This is a genomic window from Mycobacterium sp. E802, from assembly GCF_001666875.1.
In the GTDB taxonomy this organism is placed as follows: Bacteria; Actinomycetota; Actinomycetes; order Mycobacteriales; family Mycobacteriaceae; genus Mycobacterium.
The window spans coordinates 1-17,730 of sequence record NZ_LZJD01000061.1 but is presented as its reverse complement, the minus strand read 5'-3'; the positions used below and the strand labels follow the sequence as shown (position 1 = coordinate 17,730).

The 17,730-nt window shown below is 68.4% G+C and carries 15 protein-coding genes; 7 read left to right on the top strand and 8 right to left on the bottom strand.

Annotation, left to right across the window (positions count from 1 at the left end):
* Nucleotides 1-4: 4 nt before the first annotated feature.
* Nucleotides 5-1,513, bottom strand: coding sequence for a carboxylesterase/lipase family protein (locus tag A5699_RS09075; RefSeq protein ID WP_067768380.1), 1,509 nt, complete (start codon nucleotides 1,511-1,513; stop codon nucleotides 5-7).
* Between the two features lie 76 nt (nucleotides 1,514-1,589).
* Here A5699_RS09075 and A5699_RS09070 point away from each other — a divergent pair, with 76 nt between their 5' ends.
* Entirely contained in the window at nucleotides 1,590-2,294 is a 705-nt protein-coding gene (locus A5699_RS09070) for a hypothetical protein (protein ID WP_067768378.1), read from the top strand.
* Here A5699_RS09070 and A5699_RS09065 read toward each other — a convergent pair.
* Nucleotides 2,291-2,632 (bottom strand): hypothetical protein, encoded by a 342-nt coding sequence (locus A5699_RS09065; RefSeq protein WP_067768376.1) that lies wholly within the window; start codon nucleotides 2,630-2,632, stop codon nucleotides 2,291-2,293. The two genes, A5699_RS09070 and A5699_RS09065, sit on opposite strands and share 4 nt — an antisense overlap.
* A gap of 124 nt (nucleotides 2,633-2,756) precedes the next feature.
* Here A5699_RS09065 and rbpA point away from each other — a divergent pair, with 124 nt between their 5' ends.
* Nucleotides 2,757-3,095 (top strand): RNA polymerase-binding protein RbpA, encoded by a 339-nt coding sequence (gene rbpA, locus A5699_RS09060; protein ID WP_003880369.1) that lies wholly within the window; start codon nucleotides 2,757-2,759, stop codon nucleotides 3,093-3,095.
* A 55-nt stretch (nucleotides 3,096-3,150) separates the two neighbouring features.
* On the opposite strand, the gene A5699_RS30240 is transcribed toward rbpA, so the two are convergent.
* The 6 genes from A5699_RS30240 to cobN form a co-directional block, all read right to left on the bottom strand.
* Nucleotides 3,151-3,957 carry a polyprenol monophosphomannose synthase gene (locus tag A5699_RS30240; RefSeq protein ID WP_067768374.1) on the bottom strand — a complete coding sequence of 269 codons (807 nt, stop codon included), beginning with the start codon at nucleotides 3,955-3,957 and terminating at the stop codon, nucleotides 3,151-3,153.
* A 9-nt stretch (nucleotides 3,958-3,966) separates the two neighbouring features.
* Nucleotides 3,967-5,874, bottom strand: coding sequence for an apolipoprotein N-acyltransferase (gene lnt / locus A5699_RS09050; RefSeq protein ID WP_157561166.1), 1,908 nt, complete (start codon nucleotides 5,872-5,874; stop codon nucleotides 3,967-3,969).
* Nucleotides 5,864-7,459 carry an amidohydrolase gene (locus A5699_RS09045; protein ID WP_067768372.1) on the bottom strand — a complete coding sequence of 532 codons (1,596 nt, stop codon included), beginning with the start codon at nucleotides 7,457-7,459 and terminating at the stop codon, nucleotides 5,864-5,866. Before A5699_RS09045 ends, lnt begins: the two co-directional genes overlap by 11 nt.
* Nucleotides 7,460-7,476: 17 nt before the next feature.
* Nucleotides 7,477-7,980, bottom strand: a complete 504-nt coding sequence (locus A5699_RS09040; protein ID WP_067768370.1) for an FxsA family protein — start codon at nucleotides 7,978-7,980, stop codon at nucleotides 7,477-7,479.
* 37 nt (nucleotides 7,981-8,017) lie between these two features.
* A complete protein-coding gene (locus A5699_RS09035) occupies nucleotides 8,018-8,401 on the bottom strand; it encodes a PPOX class F420-dependent oxidoreductase (protein WP_067768368.1) in 384 nt (127 codons plus the stop codon).
* 96 nt (nucleotides 8,402-8,497) lie between these two features.
* Nucleotides 8,498-12,106: a cobaltochelatase subunit CobN gene (gene cobN, locus A5699_RS09030; protein ID WP_197508241.1), complete on the bottom strand. Its 3,609-nt coding sequence runs from the start codon at nucleotides 12,104-12,106 to the stop codon at nucleotides 8,498-8,500.
* A 352-nt stretch (nucleotides 12,107-12,458) separates the two neighbouring features.
* Here cobN and cobG point away from each other — a divergent pair, with 352 nt between their 5' ends.
* From cobG to A5699_RS09005, 5 genes are all read left to right on the top strand, one after another.
* On the top strand, nucleotides 12,459-13,592 hold the full coding sequence (cobG, locus tag A5699_RS09025) for a precorrin-3B synthase (protein ID WP_067768411.1): 1,134 nt from the start codon (nucleotides 12,459-12,461) through the stop codon (nucleotides 13,590-13,592).
* A gap of 20 nt (nucleotides 13,593-13,612) precedes the next feature.
* Nucleotides 13,613-14,239, top strand: coding sequence for a precorrin-8X methylmutase (locus A5699_RS09020; RefSeq protein WP_067768364.1), 627 nt, complete (start codon nucleotides 13,613-13,615; stop codon nucleotides 14,237-14,239).
* Between the two features lie 2 nt (nucleotides 14,240-14,241).
* The gene (locus A5699_RS09015; RefSeq protein WP_067768361.1) at nucleotides 14,242-15,759 is read left to right on the top strand and encodes a precorrin-2 C(20)-methyltransferase; all 1,518 of its coding nucleotides are present in this window, start codon (nucleotides 14,242-14,244) and stop codon (nucleotides 15,757-15,759) included.
* A gap of 85 nt (nucleotides 15,760-15,844) precedes the next feature.
* Nucleotides 15,845-16,477: a TetR/AcrR family transcriptional regulator gene (locus A5699_RS09010; RefSeq protein WP_067768359.1), complete on the top strand. Its 633-nt coding sequence runs from the start codon at nucleotides 15,845-15,847 to the stop codon at nucleotides 16,475-16,477.
* Entirely contained in the window at nucleotides 16,444-17,547 is a 1,104-nt protein-coding gene (locus tag A5699_RS09005; protein ID WP_369806677.1) for a phosphotransferase family protein, read from the top strand. Before A5699_RS09010 ends, A5699_RS09005 begins: the two co-directional genes overlap by 34 nt.
* Nucleotides 17,548-17,730: the final 183 nt, after the last annotated feature.

Genomic DNA, 17,730 nt, shown 5'->3' with positions numbered 1-17,730 from the left:
CACGTCAGGACTCGGCGAGCGTGAACCCTTCCCAGGCCTGCCGCCGCTCGGCTCGGGGGTCGTATTCCACGCGCGGCCGTCGGTCGAACACCAACACCGACCGCTTGTCGCGGTCATAGGCCGGCCAGCCGGGCCCGGGTGCACCGGTCTGGCTGAATTCCCGCCACCGCCGCTGCACATCCCGGCTGACCCGTCGAGCGGTTCTGCGGTCACCCACTGCGGTCAGCAGTGCACCGTAGGTCGTGTGGTACGTGTCGAACACGGCGAGCAGTTCCATGGCATGTGTGGCGCCCAGCCCCGCCCAGTGCAGGGTGCGCGGCGCGTAGTCGTACCGATACACATAGGTGGGCGCATGCCTGCTGTGCGCCTCGGCGATCTGCCAGGTCGCCGAGGCGAACGCGAAGTCACCGCCGAGCCGCACGCAGGCGGCGCTGCTCGGGTAGTCCGGATAGGCCGCCATGATCCGCCGACGATCCTCGGGATCGGTACCGGCGAACAGCTTTTCGATCATCGGCTCGTTGGTCGGCAACAACGGCATGAACCGGGTGAAAAGCCGACCCTCGTCGGCGTTGTTGCCGACGATCAGCGGCACCCGGTGTGCAGTGCCGTCGGCCATCGCCGTCACGGGATCGACCGGCAGGTATTCGGTGCCGAACGTCGGACCGACCGGAAACGCCCCCGGCATGTCGGTCTGGCCGCGCATGATCAACGTTTCCAGCGCGCGGCCCAATTCGGCCGGACGGGCCGTCATCAATGCCGCGGCCGCCGGGCCCCCCGCCGGACTGACCAGTTGGGCAAGCTGGTCGGCGAGCCGGGCGGCCACGGCCGCCGAGCTGATCATCCCGCTGGCCGGGCTCTGCGAGATCACCCGAGCGAACAGGCCTTTGGCCTCGGGCACCGCGAGCAGGGTGGCGACGGCATGCGCGCCCGCACTCTCGCCGAAGATCGTGACGTTCTGCGGATCGCCACCGAACACCGCGATGTTGTCGCGTACCCAACGCAGGGCCAACACCAGATCCCGCAGGAACAGATTGTCGTCGATCGGGTGCTCCGGGGTCGACAACGACGACAGCTCGACACACCCGAGCATGCCGAGCCGGTAGTTGACCGAGACGAAGACACAGCCGCGACGGGCCAGCGCGGCCCCGTCATAGATGGGAGTCGCCGAACTGCCCATGATGTAGCCACCACCGTGGACGAAGAACATCACCGGCAACGGATCCTGGGACGGTTTCTCCGGGGCCACCACGTTGAGCGTCAGGCAGTCCTCACCCATCGGCTGGTACTTCCCCACGCCGACGAGGGTGTAGCGGCGTTGCTGGGGGGCGCAGTACCCGAACCCGTGGCAATAACGGACGCCGGGCCAGGGCTGCGCCGGCTCAGGCGCCCGGAACCGCAGGGGACCCACCGGCGGTTTGGCGTAAGGGATGGAGCGCCAACGATGTACGCCGTCGCGCGTGAAGCCTTCGACGATGCCGGCGTTGATCTTTGCCCGGACAGTACGTTCGTGCATGAACCGACCGTATCTAACGACGGCCGCGGCGGCGGGCAGGCACTGGGCGTGCCACGCGCCCGCTAGCCTTGCGGGTATGCGCATCGCTGTGACCGTCGGGGCTGCTGTGCTGTTGGTGGCCTGCTCGCCGGGAGGAGGGGACGAGTCCCAGCCGACCTCGCATCCCCGAATGTCGGCTCCTGCCAATGCCTCACCGACCAAGAGCGCCAAGCCGACCCCGACCACCACCTCTCCGCTGCCCACCACGGCACCCGCCCCGGGAACACCGATGAGCCGGGTGATCAAGTGGGTCGAAGCGGGCACCTCGGCCGATCCGGCCGGTTTCCACACCGCCACCCGCGACGGGCAGCCCACCGATCTCGGCGACGACATCGCGTTCGTCGCCCCGTCGGGCTCGGCCCGCTGCGCCACCGACAAGAACCTCGGCGGCCAACTGGCCTGCCTGATCCATGCCGACGGCCTGCCGTCGAAACCCTCCGACGTCGAGGGCCAGTGGATTCCGGGCTGGGTGGATTTCGCCGGCGAGACGGTCGATATCGGCTCGCTGCACGGGGATCCGGGCCGGTTCGGCTACGGCGACGGGGCGGAACTGACCGCAGGCGAATCACTGGCCTTCGGTGACTACCGCTGCCGCGCGGACGCCACCACACTGGTGTGCGTCAACTACGCGCATCAGTCGGCGATCCTGGTGAACTCCTCGGGTGTCGAGCCGCTCGGTTGTCTCAAGCCGGTGCCGCCGCCGGTGGGCGTCGGGCGCCAGCTCAGCTGTCCGCCCGATTAACGCCAGCCGTCAGCCGCCTTCGCCGCCTCCAGCAGCGCGTCACACAACTGGCGCAGCTCGTCGGTGTCCGCGCCCTCGTCGACCGCGATGGCGACGTCCTCGGCCGCGCACCTGACCTGGTACACCCGATCGGCCAACTGCGCCGCCTCGTCGGCGGACAGCACCACCGAATCCGGGGCCAACGAGGTGCCCTTGACCATGGCGCGCTGCTCATAGGCGCGTTGCCGGCACGACTGCCGGCAGTACTGACGACGGCGCCCCATCTGTGCGTCGGCGACCTCTCGCCCGCACCACCGACACGGTTGCGGACGGTCGCGTCTGCGGTTCCCGGTCGTCATGGGTCAAGACTGTAGACGGACGTGCTCTGTGATCGGCGTATCATGGACGGTCGAGTCGGGAACTTGGCAACGCCGTGCAGCGTTGAGATATCCGGACCAAATCGCCTGATAAGGAGTGTTGACGATGGCTGATCGCGTCTTGAGAGGCAGTCGCCTCGGAGCTGTGAGCTACGAGACCGACCGCAACCATGACCTGGCTCCGCGTCAGGTCGCGCGCTACCGCACCGAGAACGGTGAAGAGTTCGACGTCCCGTTCGCCGACGACGCCGAGATCCCCGGCACCTGGCTGTGCCGCAACGGTCTCGAGGGCACCCTCATCGAAGGGGACGTGCCGGAGCCCAAGAAGGTCAAGCCGCCGCGTACCCACTGGGACATGCTGCTGGAACGGCGCTCCGTCGAGGAGCTCGAAGAGCTGCTCAAGGAGCGGCTCGACCTGATCAAGACCAAGCGTCGCGGTAGCTGAACCGTCAAAAAACCGCGAGCGGGCACGCACGTGCCGGCTCGCGGTTTTTTGTGTCTCAGCGCACGACGCCCCGGGCGCGGTCCAGGCGGCCGCGAATACCCCACTCGGCAACCTTGAACATCGCCTCGCGGATGTTGGAACCACTCATCTTCGACACGCCGAGCTCACGTTCGGTGAACGTAATGGGCACCTCGACGACGTTGAACCCGTTGTTGATGGCGCGCCAGGTCAGGTCGATCTGGAAGCAGTAGCCCTTGGAATCGACCGCGGACAGGTCGATCTTCTCCAGCACCTCACGTCGGTAGGCGCGGTACCCGGCGGTGATGTCGTGAATGCCGACGCCCAGAAGGAGCCGGGAGTAGGTGTTGGCGGTCTTTGACAGGACCAACCGCCGCACCGGCCAGTTGCGTACCGTGCCGCCGGGCACATACCGCGAGCCGATCGCCAGATCCGCGCCCGCGTCGACGGCGTCCAGCAGCCGGTTCAGCTCCTCAGGGGCATGGCTACCGTCGGCGTCCATCTCGACCAGCACCGCGTAGCCCCGGCCCAAACCCCAGGCGAAGCCGGCCAGATAGGCCGCACCCAGGCCCGCTTTACTGGTCCGGTGCATGACGTGCACTCGGTCCGGATCGGCCAGCGCCAACTCGTCGGCCAGCTGGCCGGTGCCGTCGGGGCTGCCGTCGTCGACGACCAGGATGTGCACCTCGGGGTTGGCGTGATGCACCCGTCCGACGATCAACGGCAGGTTCTCCCGCTCGTTGTACGTGGGAATGATCACCAGGGCGCGCTGACTGGGGCGTTCACCATCCTGGCGAGGGCTGGATCCCCCGTGTGCACGCGCTCCGTCACCAGGGACTGTCATGTGACTCCTTCATCGTCGCGGGCCCTCGCCGGTGCGACGCCTCAACATTCTTTGCACGAACCCTCCATTGTGCAGCATGGAAATGACCAATGCCGCCCCGACTGCTCCCAGCCCGACCGTGACCAGTACCACTTGGAGGACCGGTCCCCACTCGGTGGCCGGCGTCAGCCCGGTTTTCAACCTGATCTGACTGTCCAGATAGGCGGGCTGGAAAAACTCTGTGCGGGCCAGCGCGCGCCCGTCCGGGGCGATCACCGCGCTGATTCCGGTGGTCCCGGCGACGACGACGTACCGATCGTGCTCGACGGCCCGCAGCTTGCCGAACGCCAATTGCTGAGCGCTCATGTTCTCGTCGAACGTGGCGTTGTTGGTCGGAACCGTCAGCAACTGGGCGCCGCTACGGACCGCTTCCCGCGCGGCCCGATCGAAGATCACTTCCCAGCACGTGGTCACGCCGATCGGCACCCCGGCGGCATGCACGACGCCGTTGCCCTCCCCGGGCACGAAATAGCCGGCCCGATCCGCATACGACGACAGATGCTTGAAGAAATCACGCCAGGGCAGGTACTCGCCGAACGGCTGCACGATCTTCTTGTCATGCCGCTCGCCGGGCCCGTGATCGGGATCCCACACGATCACGGTGTTGGTGGCCACCGGGTTGTCCGGGGTGTAACCGTCGGCCTTGGTGACAGTGCCCACCAGGATCGGCGCACCGATGGCATCGGCTGCCGCGGTGATCTGGGCGGCGGCATCGGCATTGGCCATGGGATCGATGTCGGACGCGTTCTCGGGCCAGACCACGAACATGGGCTGGGCGGCTTTCCCGGCGCGCACATCGTCGGCCAGTCTCTGCGTCTCGGCCACATGGTTGTCCAGCACCGCACGGCGCTGGGCGTTGAAATCGAGGCCCAGCCGCGGCACGTTGCCCTGGACGGCGGCCACGGTGACCGTCTGTTCGTCGCCCGCGCCGATGCCGGAATGGCGGACCTGTGGCCACAGCAGTGCGGTGCCCAACAGCACCACGGTGATGCTCAGGCCGGGCATCATCACCGCAGGAGCCGGGAAGCCCGGTTTGTGTCCGTGCCGCCACCACCGGACGATCTCCAGCACCAGCAGCGTCGCGCTGAACCCGATCAGCGCCACCGCGAAAGACAGCAGCGGTGCGCCGCCGAGACGGGCGATCGGCAGCAGTGGTCCGTTCGTCTGGCCGAAACCGACCACGCCCCAAGGGAATCCGCCGAACGGGACGCTCGACTTGAGCCATTCCTGCGCCACCCACAGCGCGGCGAACCACACTGGCCAACCGGGCAACGCTCTGACTACTACCGCAGACAGTCCGAACAACCCGCAGAACAGGGCTTGCACCACGGCCAGCGCCAGCCAGGGCACCGCGCCCACAAAGCTGGCGATCCACGGCAGCAGCGGGATATAGAACGCCAGGCCGAAGAGGAACCCGTAGCCGAAACCACCGGCGCGGGTGGTGGACCGCAGGGTCAGTACCCAGCCGAGCAGGGCCACGCCGACGACGGCCGCCCACCACCAGCCGGTGGGCGGGTAACTCAGGCACATCGCCAGCCCGCCACCCACGGCGGCGGACAGCTGTGCCCATCGCGCGGCTGCGGCCCGACCGAATCGCGAGGCCCGCACCGTCAGTGCCGACCAGCGGTCCGGTGTGCCGTCCACGGTCAGGCGTACGCCGCGATCGTCGGGCTCGTCGTCGGGATCCATGTCGGCCACGGGGTCACCGGTGGCGCCTTCGTCCAACTCGTCGAAGGCCTCGTCATCAAGCTCATCGAGCTCGGCAAGCTCGTCGTCCTCGATCGCCGGAATGACGTCGGTGGTCTCGGTCGGGCGCGGCCGCCCGAAACCGTCGAGCCGCGAGCGGCCGGATCTGCCTCGGGGACGGTCACTGCCCATGGATCACCACACCCCGGTGAACCGTCTGACGGCAGCGCGGCAGTTCCGCGTCGGCGGACAGCCGTGGCAAGGCCGGCACCCGCGAGCGTGGATCGGTGGACCAACGTTGGACCGCGTTGGCCGGGGCGCTGACCTCCAGCTGTTCGGCATCCCATACCGCGTAGCTGGCCGGGGCGCCGGGAACCAGAGTGCCGCTGACCCCATCGCGCACACCGCACGCGCGCCAGCCACCACGGGTGGCCGCGGCGAACGCCGCACGCGCGGAGATCGCACTGCCCGCGCTGCGGTGCGAAATCGCCGCCCGCACGGTCTGCCAGGGATTCATGCTGGTGACCGGGCTGTCGGAGCCGAACGCGAGAGGCACACCTTCGGAGGCTAACAGCGCAAACGGGTTGAGCCGATGCGCTCGATCAAGCCCGAGACGCTGGGCGTACATGCCCTCGTCACCGCCCCACAAGGCATCGAAATTGGGTTGCACGCTGGCCGCCACACCCCAGGCGCCCAACTGGGCGGCCTGCGTCGCCTCGACCATCTCCAGGTGCTCGAGGCGGTGGCCGCAGCGCGCCACGGCCGGTGCGCCCAGCTGGGACACCACGGTCGCGAGCCCGTCGACGACGGCCGATACAGCGGCATCGCCGATCACATGGAATCCAGCGGGGATCCCGGCCTCGGTGCAGGCTTGCAGATGTGTGGTGATGGCCTCGACGTCCAGGTACGTGTTGCCGCAGGTGTCCGGCGCGTCGTGATAGGGCGCGTGCAGCCAGGCCGTGCGGGAGCCGAGGGCACCGTCGACGAACAGGTCCCCGGCCAGGCCGCGGGCCCCGGTCTCGGCGATCAGATGACGCGCGTGCTCGGCATCGGTGGCCGGCTCACCCCAGTAGCCGATGACCTCCACGCCATGCTGCAGTGCGTTCAGTTCCTGCCAGTCCAGCAGGCCGCCGATCTGAGGTCCGGCGCACTCGTGGACCGCGGCGATACCCAACCCGGCCGCGTGGTCGAGGGCCGCGAGGCGCGCCCGGTTGCGCTGTTGCGGAGTCAGCTGTTCGCGCGCGGCCGCGCGCACCAGGTGATGCGCGTCGGCGGTGAGCGGACGTTGGGGATCGAACCCGGCGGCATCTGCCAGGGCGGGCACCAGCCGGCGAAGCGCGGTGGTCGTGGCAGCCGAATGCACATCCACCCGGGCCAGATAACCGGGCCGATCCCCCAGCACCGCATCGAGATCCGCGGTACTCGGCCCGGTGCGCTCGGGCCAGCCGGACTCGTCCCAGCCGTGTCCCCACACCGGGCCCTCGGGGTGTTCACGTGCGTACTCACCGACCAGCTGCAGACAGTGCTGCAGGGAGATGGCCCCACGCAGATCCAGACCGTTCAAGTTCAGCCCGGTGGCCGTCAGATGCACGTGACTGTCGACGAACGCCGGGGCGACGAAACCGCCGTCGAGGTCGATGATCTCGGCGCCCGGGAACTCCGAGCGGCCGACGTCATCGCTTCCCAGCCATGCCACTACTCCGTCGCGCACGGCCAATGCGGTCGCGTCGGGGTAGCTGGGGCTGTGGATACGCCCGTTGATCAGAAGTGTGGTCAAGCTCTTTCGGGTGGCGGTTAGGCCTTGGGAGGCAGGCGGTATCGGTCCGCTTCCCTGGCGTCGGTTACGTCGATGACTTCGCCGTCAATGTAGTCGCCCGCGCCGCGTCGATAAGCGGCGGTACCGGTGGACCGGCCGAAACCCGCGGGCGCGGTGATGATGAGCGGCACCCGTCGGGCAACCAGCCCGGCCAGCATCGGCCGAGCGACCGTCCGGGTCGGTGGCAAGAGAAGCAAGACGCCCGCGACCGAACTGGCCAGACCCGGGACGACCACCAAGATGGTGCCCAGCGCGACCAGCAGACTGTCGGACACGGCGCCGCGGGACTCGGTCACACCGCCGGACAGGCCGGCCTGCAGCCGACGGAGCTGCCGTTTGAGCTGCGACCCCGCCAGCGCCAGACCGACGGCGAACGTCGCTGCGAGCACCAGGACCGTCCACCCGAAACCGATCGTCGCGGTCAGCGCGACGACAACCGCCATCTCGATGACGGCGTAGATGAGGAACAGCCGCATAGCCATGTCGGATCAACGATTCGACGGCCGGTTCGGTTCCGGCTCAGTTCCCCGGTTTGAGCAGGATCGAAACATTGTTCTGCATGCCACCGCGCAGCTTGGAGAAGACGTTGAAGGTCTTGCCGAGCAGGCCGTAGCGCTTGCCGATCGCGTCATACGTCGCGCCGTTGGCCGATTTGGGCAGGATCTCGGCGATAGCGTCGACCGCCTCACTCTTCTGATTGCCGCGCACATCACACACCGCGACGGTGACCCGAGAGGTGTTGCGGATCCGCTTGACCTTCCAGGACTTCTCCTGAGTGATCACGACCAGTCCGTCCGGAGATGGCGCGGCCCAGATCGCGGTCGGCTTGGGCCTGCCGTCTTTCGTGAAGGTGGTCAGCAGAACGTAATCGGCCTTGGCGACATCGGCGAAGGTGAGAGCCATGCTGCCCAATCTAAGCCAACAAGTCGCGGGCGCTGACGCTGCGAACAGGCCGCTAATGTGCGAGACCGGTGCGCCCTAGTCGCAGAGTCAGCGCGGTCAGCCCTCGAGCTCGCCTTCTGTCTCCAACAGCACCTGCCGCAACCCGTCGAGGGTGGCCTGCTCGGGTTGGGCCCACATGCCACGGCCGGCTGCTTCCAGCAGACGCTCGGCCATGCCGTGCAACGCCCATGGGTTGGATTCGGACATGAACTTGCGGTTCTCGTCGTCGAGCACGTATTCCGCCGAGAGCCGCTCGTACATCCAGTCGGCCATCACATGCGCGGTGGCGTCATAGCCGAACAGGTAGTCGACGGTGGCCGCCATCTCGAAGGCGCCCTTGTAGCCGTGCCGGCGCATCGCGGTGATCCAGCGCGGGTTGACCACCCGAGCCCGGAAGACGCGGTTGGTCTCCTCCGACAGCGTGCGGGTGCGCACGGCATCGGGGCGGGTGTTGTCACCGATGTAGGCCGCCGGCGCCTGGCCGGTCAGCGCCCGCACGGTGGCCACCATCCCGCCGTGGTACTGGAAGTAGTCGTCGGAGTCGGCGATGTCGTGTTCGCGGGTGTCGGTGTTCTTGGCGGCCACCGCGATTCGACGGTAGGCCCGGTTCATGTCGTCACTGGCGGCGACTCCGTCCAGGCCGCGGCCGTAGGCGAAGCCGCCCCAGGCGGTGTACACCTCGGCCAGATCGGCGTCATCGCGCCAGTTGCGGCTGTCGATCAACTGCAGCAGGCCCGCACCGTAGGTTCCCGGCTTGGAGCCGAAGATCCTTGTGGTGGCCCGCCTTTGATCACCGTGTTCGGCCAGGTCGGCCTGGGCGTGGGCGCGCACGTAGTTGTTCTCGGCCGGCTCGTCGAGTCCGGCCACCAGTGCCACCGCATCGTCGAGCATGGTGACCACGTGCGGGAAGGCGTCGCGGAAGAAGCCGGAGATGCGCACCGTGACATCGATGCGCGGACGACCGAGTTCGGCCAGGTCGATCGGCTCCAGGTTCACCACCCGACGCGAGGCGTCGTCCCAGACCGGCCGCACGCCCAGCAGGGCAAGCACTTCGGCGATGTCGTCACCGGCGGTACGCATGGCCGAGGTTCCCCACACCGAGAGGCCGACCGACTGCGGCCACCGGCCGTAGTCGGTCCGGTAGCGGTCGAGGAGTGAATCCGCCATCGCCACACCGGTTTCCCAGGCCAGCCGCGACGGGACCGCCTTGGGGTCTACCGAGTAGAAGTTGCGGCCGGTGGGCAACACGTTGACCAGTCCGCGCAACGGCGAACCGGACGGACCCGAGGCGATGAAGCCGCCGGCCAGGGCACGCAGCACCTGGTCGATCTCACCGTCGGTGCCCGCCAGCCGGGGCACCACCTCCGTGGCGGCGAACCGCAGGATGCGCGCGATCTCGGGGTTGTCGGTGAGCTCGTCGACAGTGCTTGCGTCCCAACCGGTTTTCTGCAACGCAGCGACCAGTTCGCGGGCGCCGGCCTCGGCGGCGTCGACGGCTGCGCGGTCGTCACTACCGTCCTCGGCCAGGCCCAGTGCCTGCCGCAGGCCGGGTACCGTCTGCTCGCCGCCGAACAGCTGGCGAGCCCGTAGGATGGCCAGCACCAGGTCGAGTTCGCCGTCTCCGGTGGGCTTCTGCCCCAGCACGTGCAGGCCATCGCGGATCTGGACGTCCTTGATCTCGCACAGCCAGCCGTCGACGTGCAACAGCATGTCGTCGAAGGATTCCTCGTCGGGACGGTCTTCCAACCCCAGGTCGTGATCCATCTTGGCGGCGCGCATCAGCGTCCAGATCTGCTGGCGGATGGCCGGCAGTTTGCCGGGATCCAGCGCCGACACCGTGGAGTGTTCGTCGAGCAACTGCTCGAGTTTGGCGATGTCGCCATAGGTTTCGGCACGCGCCATCGGTGGGATGAGGTGATCGATGAGGGTGGCGTGGGCCCGGCGCTTGGCCTGAGTGCCCTCCCCCGGATCGTTGACGAGGAACGGGTAGATGAGCGGCAGGTCGCCGAGGGCCGCATCGGTGCCGCAGACCGCGCTCATGCCGAGCGTCTTGCCTGGCAGCCATTCCAGGTTGCCGTGCTTGCCCAGGTGCACCACGGCATCCGCGCCAAAGGACCCCGGGAACGACGAGTCCAGCCAGCGGTAGGCGGCCAGGTAGTGGTGGCTGGGCGGCAGATCGGGATCGTGGTAGATCGCCACCGGGTTCTCCCCGAAGCCGCGCGGCGGTTGCACGATCAGCACCACATTGCCGGCCTGGATGGCGGCGATGACGATCTCGCCGTCGGGGTCCCGGCTGCGGTCGACGAACAGCTCACCCGGCGGCGGGCCCCAGTGTTGCGCCACGGCGTCGGCGAGTTCGGCAGGCAGGGTGGCGAACCAGGCGCGATAGTCCTTGGCCGGCACCCGAATCGGGTTGGCGGCCAGCGCCTCGTCGGTCAACCAGTCCGGGTCTTGTCCACCGCGTTCGATCAGCGAGTGGATCAAGGCGTCACCGTCACCTGAGTCGACGATCGTGGCGAGATCACCGGGTGTGGCCGCCTCGCCGATGTCGTAACCGGCCTCGCGCATGGCGCGCAGCAGCGCGACAGCGCTGGCCGGAGTGTCCAGGCCGACGGCGTTGCCGATGCGGGCATGCTTGGTGGGGTAGGCCGAAAACACCAGGGCGACACGTTTTTCCGCGGTCGGGATGGCCCGCAGCCGGGCGTGTCGGACGGCCAGGCCGGCCACCCGCGCGCAGCGTTCGGGATCGGCGACGTAGGAGATCAGGCCTTCGGCGTCGATCTCCTTGAACGAGAACGGGACCGTGATGATGCGTCCGTCGAACTCGGGAACGGCGACCTGGGTGGCGACGTCCAACGGGGACATGCCGTCGTCGTTATCCGACCATTGGTCGCGCGAACTGGTCAGGCAGAGGCCTTGCAGAATCGGAATGTCCAGTGCGGCAAGGTGAGCGACGTTCCAGGAATCGTCGCTACCTCCCGCGCCGACGGCCGCCGGGGTGGCACCTCCGGCCGCGAGCACCGTGGTGATCAGGGCGTCGGCCGTGCCGAGCAGCTCGAGGAGTTCGGGTTCGGCGGTACGCAGTGAGGCACAGAACACGGGCAGTGCCCGGCCGCCAGCCTGCTCGATCGCGTCGCACAGCGCCTCGACGTAGGCGGTGTTGCCGGCGAGCTGCTGGGCGCGGTAGTAGAGCACGGCGACCGTGGGCCCGCCTGCCGGGGCCGCGGCGGGCCGCTCCAGCACTCCCCAACTCGGGGTGGTCACCGGAGCGGCGAAGCCGAATCCGGTCATCAGTAGCGTGTCGGACAGGAAGGCGTGCAGGTTCGTCAGGTTTTCCAGGCCGCCCTGGGCCAGGTAGATGTGGGTCTGCAGAGCGGCGCCCTGCGGGGCGGTCGAATGCCCCATCAACTCGGCATCGGGTGACTGTTCACCACTGACCACCACGGTCGGCAGGCCGCTGGCCACCACGGTGTCGATGCCGTCCTGCCAGGCCCGGTAGCCACCGAGGATCCGGATCACCGCAATGTCGGCACCGTCGAGAAGTTCCTCAAGTTCGCCACTGACCAGTCGCGACGGGTTGGCCCAGCGGTAGCGAGCCCCGCTGGCCCGCGCGGTGATCAGATCGGTGTCCGAGGTCGACAAGAGCAGGACAGTAGGAGCTTGCACCCCCCATTCGTACCGCACCGGCCACCCGATCGGGTGGCCGGTGCGGCACCGGGCCGTCAGGTTCAGGGCTGGGTTTCCCCGAAGCGGTCGTGCCAGGACTGCCGGTACGGCAGGCCGGCCCCCGCGACGAGCGCCAGGACGAACACCGCGAATCCACCGAAGGCGAGCATGGTTGCTCCTTTCGCCAGAGGCTCTGATCAAGATTTCGATTTCCCGGTACCGGTGGTCCCGGGTATGCCCCTAAAAGGTACGTCCGGTGACCCGAAATCGGGCCGATCTGTAAGCGACCGAACAGCTTTCCGAACCAGTGACCGATGTCACAGCACGGGGCGAAAGTAGGATGGACGGCGTTATGACGAGGACCCGCGACCAGGATGCCTGCCCGGGCGCACTCACGGTGCACCAGGCCGCCGACGGCGCCCTGATCCGGGTTCGGCTGCCCGGCGGGATGATCACGCCCGGCCAACTGGTCGCCGTGGCCGAGGTGGCCGAGCAATTCGGTTCTCCGGCAATGGAACTTACATCCAGAGGCAACGTCCAGATCCGAGCGGTCAGCGATACCGGCGCGGCGGCCTCCGCATTGGCCGAGGCCGGCCTACTGCCGTCACCGACGCATGAGCGGGCCCGCAATATCGTGGCCTCGCCGTTGTCCGGCCGGCACGGGGGCCTCACCGACATCCGGCCTCTGATCTCCGCACTCGACCAGGCCATCCAGGCCGATCCCGCGCTGGCGGCATTGCCCGGCCGGTTCTGGTTCAGCCTGGACGACGGCCGCGGTGACGTGTCGGGGATCGATGCCGATGCCGGTGTGCACGCGCACGACGACGGCACCTTCGCGCTGCTGTTGGCCGGACGCGACACCGGGGTACGCCTGGACACCGGCGATGTCGTAGAGACCCTGATCGACATCGCCCGCAGGTTCGTCGCCATCCGCGGCAAAGCTTGGCGGACAACCGAACTCGACGACCCCACGATACTGCTGGAGGGGCTCGCACCCACCGCCCCGGCCGGGGCCACCTGGCCGCCGACCCTGACCCCGCCGGTCGGTTGGATCGAGCAGCGGGATGGGCGGGTGGCACTGGGGGCCGCCGTGGCGCTGGGTGTGCTGCAGGCCCGCGTCGCCCATTTCCTGGCCGTGATCGAGACCCCGCTGATCATCACACCCTGGCGCTCGGTGCTGGTGTGTGACGTCTCCGAGGGCGTAGCGGACACCGCGTTGCGCGTGCTCGCGCCGCTGGGTCTGGTGTTCGACGAGGCTTCGCCCTGGCTTCGGATCAGCGCCTGCACCGGTAGCCCCGGATGCGCCAAGGCGGCGGCGGATGTCCGGGCCGACGCCGCCGAGGCGATCGACACTCCCTCCGACGCCCACCGGCATTTCGTCGGCTGCGACCGGGCCTGTGGCAGCCCGCCCGAGGCCGAGGTGCTGATCGCCGGCGAGGACGGATACCGGCTCCGCATCGCGCCCGCGAGGAGCAAGACCACTTGAGCTCCCATTAGGGTGTTCGGGTGCTCGACTACATCCGTGACGCAGCCGAGATCTATCGGCAGTCGTTCGCGACGATCCGTGCCGAAGCGAATCTGTCGCGATTCCCCGAAGATGTGTCGCGGGTGGTGGTTCGGCTGATCCACACCTGCGGTCAGGTGGATGTCGCCGATCACGTGGCCTACCGCGACGACGTCGTCAGCCGAACCCATGCCGCGCTGGCGGCCGGCGCGCCCGTGTTGTGCGATTCGTCGATGGTCGCGGCGGGCATCACGCGTTCCCGGCTGCCTGCCGACAACGAAGTCGTGTCGCTGGTGGCCGATCCCCGGGCTCCCGAGCTGGCCGCCAAACTCGGCAGCACCCGCTCCGCGGCGGCGGTCGACCTGTGGGCGGACCGCCTCGGTGGCGCCGTGGTTGCCATCGGTAACGCGCCGACGGCACTGTTCCGCCTGCTGGAATTGCTCGACGAAGGTGCCCCGATGCCGGCAGCGGTGCTGGGCGGGCCCGTCGGCTTCGTCGGATCCGCCCAGTCCAAGCAGGAGCTGATCGAGCGGCCACGCGGAATGTCCTACCTGGTGGTGACCGGCCGGCGCGGTGGCAGCGCCATGGCCGCGGCCGCCGTCAATGCGATTGCGAGTGAACGCGAGTGACTGTGCAGGACCAGCCACAAGACAAACAAGGCACCCTCTACGGCGTCGGCCTGGGCCCGGGCGATCCAGAACTCGTCACGGTCAAGGCAGCCCGGCTCATCGGGGCCGCCGACGTGGTGGCCTACCACAGCGCCAAACACGGGCACAGCATCGCCAGGGGCATCGCCGAGCCGTATCTGCGGGCCGGCCAGCTCGAAGAACATTTGGTCTACCCCGTCACCACCGAGACCACCGAGCATCCCGGCGGGTACGTCGGCGCGATGGAGGACTTCTACACCGCCGCTGCCGAGCGCATCGCCGCCCACTTGGAGGCCGGCCGGGACGTGGCTCTGCTGGCCGAGGGCGATCCACTGTTCTACAGCTCGTACATGCACATGCACACCCGGCTGACCGAACGGTTCGACGCCGTCATCGTGCCCGGGGTCACCTCGGTCAGTGCGGCCTCGGCCGCCACCGGCACCCCGCTGGTGCAGGGCGATGACGTGCTGACCATCCTGCCCGGCACGCTGCCCACCGCCGAACTGGAGCGCCGGCTGGCCGACACCGACGCCGCGGTGGTGATGAAGCTGGGCCGGTCCTACACCCGGGTGCGGGAGGCGCTGTCGTCCACCGGGAGGCTGGATGAGGCGTACTACGTCGAGCGGGCCAGCACCGATCGGCAGCGGGTGTCCCCCGCCGGCGAGGTCAGTGGTGAGGCCAAGGTGCCGTACTTCTCGCTGGCGATGGTCCCGGGCCGCTCCCGGTCAGTGACGGCGCAGGGCAGCGTGGTGGTGGTCGGGCTCGGGCCCGGTGACTCGGACTGGATGACCCCGCAAACCCGTCGCGAGCTGGCCGCCGCCACCGATCTGATCGGCTATGGCCCGTATCTCGACCGGGTCGGTGCCCGCGCCGGCCAGCATCACCACCCCAGCGACAACACCGACGAGCCGGCCCGCGCGCAGCTCGCCTGCAAGCTGGCCCAGCAGGGCCGCACCGTCGCCGTGGTGTCCTCGGGAGATCCAGGCGTGTTCGCCATGGCCACCGCGGTACTGGAGGAGGCCAAACTGTGGCCCGGTGTCGAGGTCCGGGTGATTCCGGCGATGACGGCAGCACAGGCGGTCGCCAGCCGGGTCGGGGCGCCCCTCGGCCACGACTACGCGGTGATCTCGCTGTCCGATCGGCTCAAGCCGTGGGAGGTGATCGCCGCCCGGCTCACCGCTGCGGCGAAGGCAGATCTGGCCCTGGCGATCTACAACCCGGCGTCGAAGACCAGGACCTGGCAGGTGGAGGCCATGCGCGAGCTGCTGCTCGAGTACCGCGATCCGAGCACGCCGGTGGTCGTCGGGCGCGCCGTGTCGGGTGCCGAGCCCGGACCCGGTGAACGGGTGAGCGTGGTGCGACTGGCCGATCTGGATCCGGCGCAGGTCGACATGCGGACCATGCTGATCATCGGCTCGTCGCAGACGCAGTGGTACACGGGGTCGGCGGCCGGCGACACAACCGAGGACCGGGTGTTCACCCCCCGCAACTACCCTGGCTGACACCGCTCTGACTCACGTCGATTTTTGTTGACTGCTGTCAGAAAGCCCGATAGTGTCCGGCGTCACACCCAATCGAGGGAGATCCGTGACATCACCGGGCGCACCCACGCGGTCACCGCTGGACCGTCGGCAACCGCAGCGCAGCGACCAACGTCGCGCTGCGATCCTCGCCGCGCTCGATGAACACTTGAAGCAGACCGGGTTCGACGCGCTCAACATCGCCGAGGTGGCCCGGCAGGCCGGGGTGGGACGCTCGGCCTTCTACTTCTATTTCGAGAACAAGGCCGCCGCGGTGGCCGCGTTGCTCGAACCCATGCACGAGGCGCTGTTGGCGGCCAACACGATCCTGGCCGACACTGCCCAACCACCGCGGTCTCGCGTCCGCGACACATTGGAGGCGGTGCTGCAGACCGCCGAGGATCACCGCTATCTGTTCCAGGCGATGTGGGAGGCCCGCGCAGCCAACAGCGCCGTGCGTGACATGTGGGACGAGGCCCGAGAGTCGTTCGTCCCCACGGTAGCCGCGGTGATCGCCGCCGAACGCGCCGACGGCCGCGCTCCCGACGGCCCCGACCCGCGGGTGCTGGCCAGCCTGCTGATGGAACTCAACGATCGACTGGTCGAACGAATCATCATCGGCGGGTCGCTGGCCCGTCACGAACTACTGGAAGGCGCAGAGGCGATGTGGATGGGCACGATCTACGGGACAGTGCAGTGACCGCCGCCGGATCGCTCCCGAGGTCCATTCCGAGCAAGCCTGACGAGGTGACCGCCGGATGGCTGTCGCAGATCCTGGGCGCCCACGTGGACACGGTGCACACCGCGCCGATCGGCACCGGCCAGACCGGCGCCACCTACCGGGTGTCGGTGACCTACCGCGGCGACAGCCACCTGCCGGCCACCTTCGCGATCAAACTGCCGTCGCAAGATGAGACCGTGCGCGACCGGGTCTCCATCGGTTACCGCTCAGAGCACGCCTTCTACACCAACGTCGCCGATCACGTGCAGATCCCGGTACCACACTGCCATCACTGCGAAATCGCCGGAGAGGGAGCCGATTTCGTCCTACTGCTAACCGACCTGGCGCCGGCCGAACAGGGCGACCAGATCGCCGGGTGCACGCCCGCCGAGGCCCACCTCGCGGTGCTGGCGCTCGCCGACCTGCACGGGCCGACCTGGGCCGACCCGCAATGGGCCAACTTTCCCGGTATCGCGATGCCCAAGCCGGAACCCGACTCCGCCAAGGGTTTCGGCGACGTCGCCAAGATGGCCGCCGACATCACGTTGGACAAGCTCGGGGCGCGCCTGAGCGCCGAGGACCAGGACACCCTGCGCACAGCGATGTCGGTCGTCACCCCCTGGCTGCTGGCCGAACCCGATCGATTCGCCATCCTGCACGGCGATTACCGACTGGACAACATGTTGTTCGACCCCGACCGCAGCCGGATCACCGTGGTGGACTGGCAGACGCTGGGGTCCGGCCTGCCGGCCCGCGATCTGTCCTACTTCACCGCGACCAGCCTGGATCCTGCGATCCGGGCCGCGGTGGAAGCCGACCTGGTCGGGGCGTACCACGACCGGTTACTGTCGCACGGCGTGACCGGCTACGACCGTGAAACATGTTGGCACGACTACCGTTTGGGCATGCTGCAAGCGCCGTTGATCACCGTGCTGGGCACGGCCTTCGCCACCTCCACCGAACGCGGTGACGACATGATGGTGGTGATGGCGCAGCGTGGCTGCCAGGCCATCCGCGAACTCGGCACGCTCGACCTGATCAGTATCTAGCCTCACAGGCGCTGCCCGCTCCTCCACGACTTCGAGCCACCATCATGTCTGTCGACCTGGGCACAGAAAGTCTTCGGTGTGGCACAGGCGGCGCGGGGTGACGACTTGCCCGCCTGTTAGCGACAATCGAGCGACAATCGCCACGCTGGTCACCATTTACCTCACTAAACCCATTGTCGCTCA

What these genes read in the sequence shown, in the direction of transcription:
- A5699_RS09075 (WP_067768380.1), bottom strand. Translation starts at nt 1,513, where the DNA reads ATGCACGAACGTACTGTCCGGGCAAAGATCAACGCCGGCATCGTCGAA.
- A5699_RS09070 (WP_067768378.1), top strand. Translation starts at nt 1,590, where the DNA reads ATGCGCATCGCTGTGACCGTCGGGGCTGCTGTGCTGTTGGTGGCCTGC.
- A5699_RS09065 (WP_067768376.1), bottom strand. Translation starts at nt 2,632, where the DNA reads ATGACGACCGGGAACCGCAGACGCGACCGTCCGCAACCGTGTCGGTGG.
- rbpA (WP_003880369.1), top strand. Translation starts at nt 2,757, where the DNA reads ATGGCTGATCGCGTCTTGAGAGGCAGTCGCCTCGGAGCTGTGAGCTAC.
- A5699_RS30240 (WP_067768374.1), bottom strand. Translation starts at nt 3,957, where the DNA reads ATGACAGTCCCTGGTGACGGAGCGCGTGCACACGGGGGATCCAGCCCT.
- lnt (WP_157561166.1), bottom strand. Translation starts at nt 5,874, where the DNA reads ATGGGCAGTGACCGTCCCCGAGGCAGATCCGGCCGCTCGCGGCTCGAC.
- A5699_RS09040 (WP_067768370.1), bottom strand. Translation starts at nt 7,980, where the DNA reads ATGGCTATGCGGCTGTTCCTCATCTACGCCGTCATCGAGATGGCGGTT.
- A5699_RS09035 (WP_067768368.1), bottom strand. Translation starts at nt 8,401, where the DNA reads ATGGCTCTCACCTTCGCCGATGTCGCCAAGGCCGATTACGTTCTGCTG.
- cobG (WP_067768411.1), top strand. Translation starts at nt 12,459, where the DNA reads ATGACGAGGACCCGCGACCAGGATGCCTGCCCGGGCGCACTCACGGTG.